General features: G+C 68.9%; 7 protein-coding genes and 3 pseudogenes. 6 read left to right on the top strand and 4 right to left on the bottom strand.

Features of this window, described 5'->3' with window-relative positions:
• A pseudogene (locus M878_RS47935) lies at positions 1-290 on the top strand (hypothetical protein); the annotation flags it as partial.
• Positions 291-482: 192 nt separating this feature from the next.
• On the opposite strand, the gene M878_RS92235 reads toward M878_RS47935, so the two are convergent.
• The gene (locus M878_RS92235) at positions 483-3,452 is read right to left on the bottom strand and encodes a FlgD immunoglobulin-like domain containing protein (RefSeq protein WP_078630294.1); all 2,970 of its coding nucleotides are present in this window, start codon (positions 3,450-3,452) and stop codon (positions 483-485) included.
• 474 nt (positions 3,453-3,926) lie between these two features.
• Between M878_RS92235 and M878_RS000000101035 the strand changes: the two are divergent.
• The 3 genes and pseudogenes from M878_RS000000101035 to M878_RS64950 all read left to right on the top strand — a co-directional run.
• A pseudogene (locus M878_RS000000101035) lies at positions 3,927-4,109 on the top strand (helix-turn-helix domain-containing protein); the annotation flags it as partial.
• 27 nt (positions 4,110-4,136) lie between these two features.
• Complete coding sequence (locus M878_RS64955) at positions 4,137-4,802, top strand: helix-turn-helix domain-containing protein (protein WP_245238394.1); 666 nt, start codon at positions 4,137-4,139, stop codon at positions 4,800-4,802.
• 340 nt (positions 4,803-5,142) lie between these two features.
• Positions 5,143-6,474, top strand: a complete 1,332-nt coding sequence (locus M878_RS64950; RefSeq protein ID WP_023547212.1) for a cytochrome P450 — start codon at positions 5,143-5,145, stop codon at positions 6,472-6,474.
• A gap of 49 nt (positions 6,475-6,523) precedes the next feature.
• Here the strand turns inward: M878_RS64950 and M878_RS64945 are convergent, their stop codons facing one another.
• From M878_RS64945 to M878_RS64935, 3 genes are all read right to left on the bottom strand, one after another.
• Positions 6,524-7,750, bottom strand: coding sequence for an MAB_1171c family putative transporter (locus M878_RS64945; RefSeq protein WP_031224993.1), 1,227 nt, complete (start codon positions 7,748-7,750; stop codon positions 6,524-6,526).
• 56 nt (positions 7,751-7,806) lie between these two features.
• Complete coding sequence (locus tag M878_RS64940; RefSeq protein ID WP_023547210.1) at positions 7,807-8,298, bottom strand: hypothetical protein; 492 nt, start codon at positions 8,296-8,298, stop codon at positions 7,807-7,809.
• A 456-nt stretch (positions 8,299-8,754) separates the two neighbouring features.
• Positions 8,755-9,933: a family 1 glycosylhydrolase gene (locus M878_RS64935; protein WP_158692694.1), complete on the bottom strand. Its 1,179-nt coding sequence runs from the start codon at positions 9,931-9,933 to the stop codon at positions 8,755-8,757.
• 991 nt (positions 9,934-10,924) lie between these two features.
• On the opposite strand from M878_RS64935, the gene M878_RS64930 reads away from it, so the two are divergent.
• Both M878_RS64930 and M878_RS47920 read left to right on the top strand, forming a co-directional pair.
• Positions 10,925-11,587: an RNA polymerase sigma factor gene (locus M878_RS64930; protein WP_023547208.1), complete on the top strand. Its 663-nt coding sequence runs from the start codon at positions 10,925-10,927 to the stop codon at positions 11,585-11,587.
• Positions 11,587-11,850 (top strand): annotated as a pseudogene (locus tag M878_RS47920) (hypothetical protein); the annotation flags it as partial. The gene M878_RS64930 and the pseudogene M878_RS47920, both read left to right, overlap by 1 nt.

Raw genomic sequence — 11,850 nt, 5'->3', positions numbered from 1 at the left:
CCTGGCGGCGGCTCGTCGCGGCGGCGGGCGGCGCGGACAAGGTCGCGGCCTACTGCGTGACCCAGGTGACGAACGACACAACCGGCGACGGCCAAACAGCCGGAAAAGACTCTAAGCCGGGTGAATCAGGTGAGTCGGGTAAGTCGGGTGACAAGTCGGAGTTGGGCGAAGGCAGCTCGAAGCGGAAGCCGTCGACGGGGAACGCGAAGCCGGGCGCGGGGAGCGGGAAGTCCGCCACGGGCAACGCCAAGCAGGGCGACGGGAAGACGAAGGCCGCCAACGGCGGCTGAACGAAGGCGTTTTCGGCCCACCGAGGCAACGGCCGGGGCCGCCACCCCTGGCCTGACCGGGGCATGCTTTGCACCCCGCGAGCCTTCGCCTCCACCGCGCTCGCCAACGGTGCCGGGCCGGACACCGCGTGTGGTGTCCGGCCCGGGAGGGGCTGCTGCCAAGGGGGCGGTGAACCTACCGTCCACCGGAGATCAGGACATGCCGGTGTAGTTCCAGCCGGTCGCTGCTTTGATCCGTCCGCCGAAGGAGCCGTTTCCGAGACCCGGGTTGACCCACATGGTGCCGGAGGAGTCCCGTTCGACGAGGTCGGGCTTGCCGTCGCCGGTGATGTCGCCGGCGCCGATCACGGCGTTGTACCCCGTGCCCCAGTTGCTGAAGATCAGCTTGCGGGACTGGAAGTTACCGTGGCCGTCGCCTGCCATCAGCCACAGGCTGCCGGAGTGGTCGTAGGCCAGCAGGTCCCCGATCGCGTCGCCGGTCACGTCACCGACCGAGATCAGCTTCGCGTAGGTCAGTCCGGAACGGACCAGTTGCCGGGCCCCGAGCGTGCCCCGCTGGGTGACCGGGATGACATACAGGTCACCGGTCGAGGCACTCCACGCCACCAGGTCCGGGGTGCCGTCGCCGTTCAGGTCACCCGGCGAGGAGAGCCACTTGTACTGATTGAAGCCGGTACCCAGCGAGGCGTACGAGGTGTTCGGCGAGGGCCAGTGCCCGCATCCGGCACGGTACGCGCGCAGTTCACCGCCAGGCATGCGCACCAGCAGTTCGTTGCAGCCGTCCCCGTTGATGTCGCCGAAGGGCACCGCGGTGATCCCGCTCGGCCAGCCGCTGCTGCCGCTCGTGCCGGCGAACGTGCCGTCCGCGCGGGATGAGAAGTGGGCCGTGAGCCAGCCCGTCGAGGTCAGCGTGGTCAGGGAGCCGAGGCCGCTCGCGCTGTAGTCCCGGTAGGCGTCCGCGGCACCGGTCAGTCGCAGGGTGCCGGTGGTCACCGCGCTGGTGTCGTCGGCCGCCGTGGCCTTCACCTTCCAGGTGTAGGTGCCGTTCGGGAGCGCTGTGCCGCCGTCGGTGCGGCCGTTCCACGTCACGTCGACCGAGGCCCCCGCAACTTCGGCCGTCTGGGTGCGGAGTACGTGGCCGAAGGGGTCGGTGAACGTCACCGTCGCCGAAGCCGCGGGACGCGACAGCTGAACGGTCACCCTTCTGCCGCTCGTACGCGGGTCGATCGCGGCGATCGGGGAACGCGGCACGGAGACCGGCACCAGATGGACGCGCTGCTGGGAGTCGACGTAGGCCGCGGCGCCGCCGAACCTGTCGACCGTCCAGACCCCAGCGGTCGCGCCGGCGAACTCGGTGGTCACCGGTGCTGTTCCCGTGCCGTTGTGGAAGTCGGTGAGCATCAACGCGCCGGAGGCCGCGTCACGCAAGACCAGGTAGCCGTCCCCGAGTTGAGCCTGCCCGTAGGGGACCGGGATGTTCTTGCCCGCAGACAGGTCCCATACCCCGGCCTTGTCGGTGACTCCGTCAACGTGCGCGCAGGACCAGTACAGCCAGCGGCCGACGGCCTGGACCGCGGACAGGTTCCCGCACGCCGGGTCCACCGGGAGATCTGCCGTGTACCGCTTCGAGACCAGGTCGTAGGACCTCACGTCACCGTGGTGGCCCGGGTCCTCCTCCCAGACCTTCCGGCCCCACAGTGACGCCGCCTCGGTGGTCGACTGGTAGGGGAGCGCGCTGGGGGCCTCGAAGTCCTGGACGAAGAAGTACCCGCTGTCCTGCTGGAGGATGTAGCGCCCGGAGGCGGCCACCGCAGCGCCGGTCGCGTAGAGGTGCTGGGAGGATCCGCCGGCGACCGGCGAGACGATGCCGTCGGATGTCTGGTAGGCCACTTGCCCGTTGCCGCGCGTGATGACCCCGGTGCCGTGCTGCGTGACGGTGGTACGCGGCCCGGCCTGCAGGGAGGAGCTGATGTCGCGCTCGTACACGGGGTCGGGCAGCGCCGAGTTGGACACCCAGTCGTCATTGGCCAACGTGCCCGCGCCCAAGGAAAGATTCCGCACCGGCGCGGGAAGCGGCGGTACCCGTTGTACGACGGAGCTTGTCGGCACCTGGCCGGAAGCCGCGGTGATCCTGCGGACCGCCCAGTCCTCGGAGCTGGTTCCTGCGGTGACCAGCACACTGCCGTCAGGCGCCGTCACCAGGTCCGGCTGTGCCCAGGGGAACAGCTTCTGAGTGGCCCCGCCGCCGATCGGCACCGCCTGCAAGGCATCGCCGGGGGCCGTGTAGGTCGTGGTGACATGGTGGTTCACGAGGATCCAGCCACCGGTCACGGCGATGTCGGCAACCCCTGCGTCATTGTTCGCGACGGCGGCCGGTAGCGGCGTCCGCGTCGGCGTCGCGCCGGGATCGTCCCGGGGGACGGTGTCGACGTACGTGGGCCAGGAGTTCGGATAGGCGTACACCTGGCCCGCCGAAAGACCGATCTTCACCGAGGTGGTGTCCGTCCCCGCGAAGATCTCGTGCACGGTCGCGGCAGCGTAGTCCACCAGGAACGGCAGCTCTCCGGAGGCGGTGCGCAGATACAGCACAGCACCGGCGTCGTCCTGGGTCAGCACTCCGGCGAAACCGGTCACCTCCGGCGGGCACGGGATGGGCGTGTCGGTGACCTGGCCGTTCGCGGACCGCACCAGATGCAACACCTGCGGGCCGCTCTGCTGCGCATGGGTGAGGATGGACGAGCCGGTGTAGGCGTGCGTCCACACCTGTCCCGCGGGCGGCTGGATGGACGTGGTGGCCCGGGTCGCCAGGTCCTCGATGTGTACGACGGGGCTTCCCGGCCCCAGCACGGCGCCCAGGCCATCGTGGGGGAATCCGACCGCGGGCGTGACGGTGTACGACTGCCCCGAGGCATCGTCGGTCCACTGCGTCCCGGACGTGCCCTGCTGTGTGTGCAGATAGCCGGTGTCACCCGCCGCCTCCACCGTGTCCTCGGGCGGCACGTATGCGGCATCGGCCGGTAGCACGACCTCGCCGGAGGTGTCCGCCTGCGCGGGCCCTGCTGCGAACCCGATGCCCGGAACCAGGCTGAATGCTGCGGACGCGGCCACCAAGCCGCGTCTGAGGGCGCGTTGAGCCACCCATTCCTCCCCAAAAAGGCGCATGGCTGGATCACAGTTGCCCGTACAGCCACAATCAGCGCAAAGCGCGACTGCGAAAAGCGAAGCAGAAAATCCCGGCTGGGGCCCCACCCATGCAAGTGGCTGGATCTTAGCGCTGCTCACTCGTCGCAAGGGCAACGAAAGCGCAAAAGCCCCAGGCTGTTGCTGGTTCGTCGTAGTGGGCCAATTGGGCCGGATATTGAACACATCAAGCCTGAACTCAATGGGGTTCAGGCCTTTTGGTTTCAACAGCCAGCCGGAGCCGGCATCTGTTTGCGATTCGGGCGTTGAAGTCAGCCCTTAGAACGCCGAGAGGCGACGCCCGCCTGGTGGCGACCCCCGTGCGTCACCAGGCGGGCAGGAGCGCGGTTGATCTCTCCGATACCGGAACTTACGATAGATGCGGCGCGGTATCAAGCGAGAGGTTAAAGTTCCCCCTGTTCCTTTACCTAGGTCAATCAGTGGCAGGAGTCCCGCATGCCCCCACGCCTATTCGACGGCAGGCGCGTGCGCGCTGCACGTCGAGGGAAGGACCTCACCCAGAAGCAGATGGGCGCGGCAGTTGGCGTCACCGGCACGGCAGTTGCGCGATGGGAGAGCGGCGAGGACTTCCCTCCGGGTGAGAAGCTGCCCGCCCTGGCCGCGGTGCTGGGGGAGCCGATCGATGTCCTGTTCCCCCGGGACGGAATGCCGGACCTGGCGGACCTGCGGTGTGATGCCGGTTTGAGCCAGCGGGAAGCCGCTGAGACCATCGGCGCCAGTCGCGTGCCATTGAGCAACGCCGAGCGCGGCAAGCGCAAGCTCAACGACGCATACATCGAGCCTCTGGCGAAGGCGTACAAGGCGACCACCGAGGAGCTGCTGGTGGCGCAGGAGCGCTCCTTCGGCAACCTGGCGCCGGACGAGCCGTCGGCCGAGCAGTGGCCGATCCCGCGGACCCTCGCCGAGAAGATCACCTACATGATGACAACCTACCCGCCAGGCAACCAGCCCCCACAGGACGCGGAGATCGCCCAGGCCATCAACACGAAGGCCGGACAGGATCTGGTCACGGCGGATGTCATCCGGGCGCTGCGGACCGGCGCGCAGACCGTCGTCGGCCCGCAAAACCCCGCGGTACTCGAAGGCCTGGCCGAGGTGTTCAGCGTGCCGGTGATGTATTTCCAGCCAAACGAACAGGCGGCCCGGCAGATCACCGAGGTCGCCGAGCTGCTGAAGGCGATCAACGACCGAAAGATCCTCGCTCTCGCCGCTCGCGGCAACGAGGACGGCCTGTCGCCGGACATGATCAGCATCGTGGCCAATCTGGCCGCTGGAATCCGCACGGGCACCATCCCGGGCGACGACCGGTAGCACCCCGGCGGCTCGGTCACATCAGCGACACGCCCGCGCCAAGGCATCCCGAACAGGCGTCAGCCACGGTCTGCGTCACCGGGTCCGGGCCCGCACCACGCGGCTCCAGCGGACAGCCGCGACCAGGGCATGGCCCAGCAGCCACCACGGCGAGCCGAACGCCGCGAGGAGCCCCCTCCGCACCTGCCGGCCACCGTCGCCTCTGCCCCCGGGGTCGGCCCCGGGCACAGAGGCGGCGGGATCCGGGCCATGCCTCGACAGTGCCAAGGCGAGGGTGGCTGTCACTCCCGTACAGTCCGTCGTGCCAGCGCTCCGTCAGCGGTTTACCGGGAGAAGAACCATGGACACCGAAGCCGGTCCCGGCTCCCTGCCCTACGTCCCTGGAACGGGGCGGCCGGTTCCCGAAGCCGAGCCTGGGCTCGTGGAGCGGTGGCGTACGCAGGGGGGCGAACTGGTCGAGCTGCTGACCCAGGTGCGTGAGCGGCTCGGCGGGATCGCCGCCTTCCGCCTCGGGTCGACTCCTACCGTTCTCGTCACCGACCCGCGGGCGGTCCAGCACGTACTCGCCCGGCACCCTGAGCGGTACGTCAAGCGCTCCCACCGCGCCCGCCTGCTGATCGGCGACGGAGTCCTCGCCGCCACCGGCGAGACGTGGAAGCGACAACGCCGCTTGCTGCAGTCCCAGTTCACCGGTACCGGGATGCGCCGCTACGAACAGCGGATCACCGAGGCCGCCCGGACCAGCGCCGGGCGCTGGGGCGGATACGCCCGGACCGCGCAGACCCTCGATGTCGGGCAGGAGATGCGCCGCTTCGCCCTGGACTCCATCTGGCGCTCCCTCACCGGGCATCCCCTCGATGATGAGACCGAGCGCGAGCTGGCCGCCGTGGCAGCCGTGATGGCCGCCCTTCCGACCCTGCCCGCTGATGTCAGCGACGCCCGGGACGCCGTTGCCGCCGATCTCGCCCGGATCGATGCGGTCGCCCTGCACGCCATCGAGGCCGCCCGCAGCGGGGCGGCCGGCCCCGACGGTCCCGGCTTGCTGCGGGTCCTGACCGATGCCGCTGCCGAACACCCCGAGTACACCGACCAGCTGGTCCGCGACGAGCTGGTCACGTTGCTGGTGGCCGGGCACGAAACCACCGCTACCACATTGACCTGGCTCTACCTGCTCCTCGACCGGTACCCCGACGCCCGCGAACAAGCTCTCGCCGCCGGCGGCGAAGGCTCACCACAACGCCGCCAGGCCATTCAGGCCCTGGTCCACGAGACGCTCCGGCTCTACCCGTCCGCCTGGATCCTGCCCCGCTACGCAACCGAGGACGACACCCTCGCCGGATACGCCATCGAGGCGGGCACGGACATGCTGATCTGCCCGTACCTCACGCACCGCGATCCCGAACTGTGGCCAGTACCCGAGGACTTCGATCCACGGCGCTTCATCACCCCGGACGGCCGGCCTGCTCACCCGGGCGCCTACCTCCCCTTCGGCATCGGTCCCCGCGCCTGCCTCGGTATGCAATTCGCGCTCCGCGAATCGACCGTCCTGCTCGAACACCTGCTGCCGGCCCACACCCTCGCCTTCCAATCCACCCCCACGAAGGCGGTGTACGGCATCACCGTCCGCCCCGACGGCCCCACTCCGGCAACCTTGGAACCGTGCCTCACCTGAAGCGTGCCTTTGCGCTACTGCAGCACATCGGTGACAGTTCGAGCGATGTTCATACGGCGGGTTCCTGCTCGGCCTCGGCAAGCAACTGCTCGGCTTGGGCCGCTGTGATCGAGGCGTAGGCCTTCTGCACGCGCAGAAGCCACGATTCCTGGGCCCTGGTGTCCACGATCGGCTTGGTGGGCAGCGCGGCGGAGGCGACCTCCAGCCGCCGCCCGGCAGCCGCGGCCTGCAGTGCCGCCTTGATCCAGTAGGCCTCGGCGGCAGGCTTCGGGTCCGGGTGGCGCTCCGCGGCATCCTCAGCCACCGACAGCAACTCCGGCGGCGCGTAGGAGCGCAGCTTGTCCTCCACGTCGGTGATGTCCGCGACCCAGCGGTCGAGGCGGACGTCGGCCGGCAGCGAGAAACGGGCGAGCTCGCGCAGCCGGGGGGCCGGTGGGGCGAAGGATGTGCCCGGAAAGGCCGTCACCAGATCGCGCCACAGCGGATAGAGGCAGCGCAACGCGTTCCAGGCGCGCCAACGTGCGGCGACCGCACGGGTGGCGGGAACGCTCGTTCCCAGGGCGAGCATCAGGAAGAACACCTGGAACCACACCGCGCTCCACGTGACAACCTGCTGATCGGTGGTGTGACTCAGCGGAGCGGCTACGTCGATCCAGATCAACGCGATGCGGACCGCCGTGTAGATGACACCCATCCACATGGAGACGGCCATCAGCAGCAGGCCCGCGCGCAGCAGCCTGGTCTCCGCGCGGCGGAAGGCGCCGGTCCACTGGTAGCCGGACGCCGTCGCGACAGCGATCGTGTAGAAGTAGAAGACGCTCAGGTAGATCGCCGCTCCCCACTGACCGGTGTGGTCGGTCACGAAGTCGGTGCTCGGGCTCTTCCGGTCGACCACGGTGAAGAAGAACACGGTCATCAGGACCATGACGATCAGCGCGCCCTTGGGGGCGAAACGGGCCATCCAGCGCGAGGCGGCGATGTGCCGGGGGAGCACGGGTTCGCTGGTTTTGCCATAGCTGGTCGCGACGTACGTCACCATGGCCATGAGCGCCACGGCGCCGACCAAGTGCTTGAGCAGGACCGACAGATCGACAACCGGCACAGCGTCGAGCAGGTGCATCACCCCTGGTGTACTGAGCCACAAGGTCACGGCAAAACCGGCGTAAATGCCCCACAGGGACCGTCGGTAGGCGTCGCCGTAACGGACAGCGGGGACCCGCCACACGGCGACAACCGTCAGCACCAGCGCAGCAAGATACTCAAGCAAAGCAAGCACGGCGAAGGACTCCTGACGAGGGGGCTTGCCCCAGCTCAGCCGGGGCGTGAAAGCAGTTACCGCGTCCCACGGCGTTGCGGAGGGGCGACAGGGTGGGACAGGGAGTGCTCAAGAAGGCTGACCATGTCCTCGCCCACCGAGGGCCGTTGGCGGGCGATCCGCTTGATGAGCGAGGCCGAAAGCTCCGCCTCCTGCTCTTCGGGGGTGTCGTAGCGGGCCCGCGCCTGGACCACCGCACCGGGACCGAGACGGCCGAGGAGCCCTTGGTAGAGATCGCCCGGGACGTACTGCTCGATCTCCTGCCGGCTCAAGGTGGTGCCGTGGTCGAACCACTCATGGCAGAGCTCATGGAGGATCGTGTGCTCGGTTCCCGTCTGCGTCGGCCGGCGCCGGTACAACACGTACGTGACCTGCTCGGTCCTGACGCGCAGACCGCACGCGGCGCGAAGCCCGCCCTCGGGCTCGGCAAGCTCCACCAGGTGGATGGAGCGACCCCGCGCTTCCTCCATGTTCCGCACCAGCGCGTCCACACTGAAAGGGCTGGGCATGGGCAAATCAGCAAGAAGCCGCACACACCGCTTGTGCAACGCGCGATGCGACGGTGCTTTGCTGCGCCACCACATGTGCTCCTCCTGCAAGGCCCTGGGACACGGGCCAGCCATCAGCGCGGCCGCACCCACGCAGTACCCGGGCTGACCTGTCGGTTTCACGCCGGAGCTGGCGAAGAGGACAGTACACAGCCGGACTGACGGCCCTCCTGCGGTCGGTCGCCTCACATGAGACGCTCCATCACCCGCCGCCTCATGTTGATCACTACGATGACCTGGTCTTTTCGCGTCGCCACGCGACTACGAGACAGCGACTGTTGATGACCTGGTGAGGGCCAAGAGGTGACACACGGCCAAGACGTTATCGAAACGTTTTGTTATCTGCGGTAACATAATCGGCTGGTCGGTGGCCGGGCTCTCCCCATCCACCGAGGCGGGGAGGTCGGCCGCAGGTGGCTAGGCCCGCATCAGAGCCTGGATGGCGGTGGCGCTGGGACGGGGCTCGCGGTTGTGGTCAAACAGCCCGAAGGGGACAGAGAATCCGTTCAGCCACTCGTAGTTGTCCACCGCTGTCCACAAGTGGACGCCAGCGATGTCCATACCGTCGGTGAGCGCATCAGCGACCTGGCGAAGCGCAGCGGTCAGGTAGGCGATGCGCCGGGTGTCGTCGTCGCCGCCGTAGCCGATCTCGGCCACCAAGTAGCGCTTGCCCGGCAGTTCTGTGCGCAGGCGGGTGAGGACTTGGCCCAGCCCCTCCGGCCAGACGACGTAGCCTTGCGGGCCGACCGGTTCACCGGGCGGATAGGGGATGATCTTCCCTTCAGCGGTGATGGCCGGGTTGTAGTAGTAGCTGAAGCCGTAGAGATCGAATGCGCTTTCGTACCGCGTCATGCGTGCGAGGGAGAGCCACGAGTCCCACACGGCCGCGTCCAGATCAGCCGTCGCCGCCGCAGCGGCCGCGCCGTCGTCGGCCGGGTGCAGCACGGCCAGCGACTCATTCGTGGCGGTGGGCTGACCGCCCTGGCGCAGGCGCAGGGCCGCCTCGAAGTCGGCCTGGTGGATGGCCTTGAGGACCGTGCGGAACTCGTCGCGCGAAGTGTGTCCCGGCGGGAACGTGCCGGCCAGGTAGCCCTTCAGCGCGTAGCTGAAGGGGTTGTTGACCGGCATCCAGCCGTCGGCCAAGTCGCCGAAGGTCTCGCCGATGAAGTCGACGTGACGGGCCCACGTGGCGTGAGCCGAGGGAGCGAGGAATCCGCCGTCGGCGGCGAACCACTTCGGCAAGGCGGTGTGCAAGAGGCAGACCCATATGCTCAGCCCCGACTGGCGGCCGGCCTGCAGGATCTGCCGGTAGTGCTCGATGGCTCGGGCGTCGTGCCGACCTGGTTGCGGTTCGAGCCGAGCCCAGTCCAGCGACAGCCGGTAGTCGCCGAATCCCCAGTCGGCCAGCAGGGCGAAGTCGGCCGCGTACCGGCCGTCGAAGCCGTTTCCGTCGCCGCTGGCGGGCGCCTTGCCGGCTTGCTCCCAGCCCCACCAGTTATCTGCCGGAGTCGCACCCTGAGTCTGGGTGGCCGAGCTGGAGCAGCCCCAGCGGAACCCGGTGGGGAAGCGGACGGGGCCGGCGGTAGGCGTCGTCAAAGCTACGGTCTCCTGATCGAGGCTGGCAGGGCGATCCGCGGAGTGTGACCGTGAGAGGCCCTGTGCCAGGACGGGCATCACCGCCGCGCACCCGAGCACGAAGGACCGCCGGGAAGTGAAGTCGGCCTTCGACATGTGCAGCTTCAACCAGTTGCAGAACGCGCCACGGTCTTCTCCTTGCTGAGCGGTGCTCAGGGATGAGGCTACCTGGTGGAGATCTTGCGGAGCACGCCAGGCCCGTGCCGCGAGGACACCCTTCGCCGTCGTTCGTGCCGATGCGCAAGCCGGCACCAACGTGTTCGGCGGCGGCCCTGAATCCCTGGGTCAGGGAAACGATCTGCTGGACGTTGAGGCCATTGGTCACGTTGCTTACGAGTCCGCCGCCGCTTCCCGCACACATCCTGGACGGTGCCGGCGTCCGGGAGCGGCTGAACCTCTTCGAGAAGTTCCGCATCCACGACTGGCGTCACGGCAAGGTCACGAGCTGTCTAGATGCGGGTGAGAACCCCGTGGAGGTCTCCGCGAATGTGAGGCACCCCACGCCGGGCTACACCATGGCCCAGCATGGCAAGCGCCGGAGTCGAAGGGGCCCGCAAGCCGGCGTCCGGGACGGCTCAGCGCATCGTGCTGGACAGGATCGCATGAGGCATCTGGGCGGTTGGTCACGCGTTGGCCGCGTTGGTCACCGATTCCGCGCATCGTCCCAGGTCAGAGCGGTAAACCGGGGCAACGGCCGGGGCCGCCACCCCCCACAGGAGAGGCCCCGGCCGTCGCGCTGACGGGCCGCGCGCGGCCCGTACTCACTACAGCGCCGTGAGTGGGTTTTCTGTCACACCCCGGGCACACCCGGCCCTCACCCTGCGCACATGCGCACCCGGTCACGAGTTAGTTTCATCGTCTACAGACCGGTCGACGGACATGGACGAGGAACGCTTTCACGCCGTAACGTGCCTTTCGCGCCGGACCGGGAAACGGGCGTAAAGGGAGTGCGGTGCTGGGGGACGACGCGGAGCTGACCGCCGCGGTGCGTGCGGCACAGGACGGAGACGAGACCGCGTTCCGTACGGTGTACCGCGCCGTGCAGCCGCGGCTGCTCGGATACGTACGCACGCTGGTCGGTGATCCGGACGCCGAGGACGTCGCGTCCGAGGCCTGGCTGCAGATCGCCCGCGACCTCGACCGGTTCAGCGGGGACGCCGACCGCTTCCGCGGCTGGGCCGCCCGGATCGCCCGCAACCGCGCCCTGGATCACATACGGATGCGCGGCCGCCGCCCCGCCATAGGCGGCGACGAGACGGAACTGACCGGCCGGGCCGCCGAGTCCGACACGGCGGGCGAGGCCATCGAGGCCCTGGCCACCGACAGCGCCCTCTCCCTCATCGCGCGGCTCCCGCAGGACCAGGCCGAGGCGGTCGTCCTCCGGGTCGTGGTCGGCCTCGACGCCAAGAGCGCCGCCGAGACGCTCGGCAAACGCGCCGGTGCCGTACGCACCGCGGCGCACCGCGGACTGAAACGGCTCGCGGAGCTGCTCGGCGAGGATCCGGAATCGGCGGGCGCGCTGGATGCGCTCCCACCCCAGAGAGAACCGCGTGGTCGCGCGGTGTCGTCCGCAACTGTGACGGATATGCGTGCGCGGACGCAGAAGGACATGTGATGGCCGACGAGCAGGACAAGTGGCTGAACCGTGAGACGGCGGAACGTCTGCTGCGCGGTGAGTCGCTGGAAGCCGTCGACGCCTCCGCACGTGACCAGGCCGAACGCCTCTCCCAGGTGCTCGGCGCACTGTCCGCGGAGGCGGCCCCCGCCACCGGTGAACTCCCCGGCGAACAGGCCGCCCTGGCCGCGTTCCGCAAGGCCCGCGAGGCCGCCGATGCCGAACGGACCGTCGCCGTCCGCGCCGCCGGCGCCTCCGCCCTG

The organism is Streptomyces roseochromogenus subsp. oscitans DS 12.976 (assembly GCF_000497445.1).
In the GTDB taxonomy this organism is placed as follows: domain Bacteria; phylum Actinomycetota; class Actinomycetes; order Streptomycetales; family Streptomycetaceae; genus Streptomyces; species Streptomyces oscitans.
This window is presented reverse-complemented; position numbering and strand designations above follow the sequence as displayed.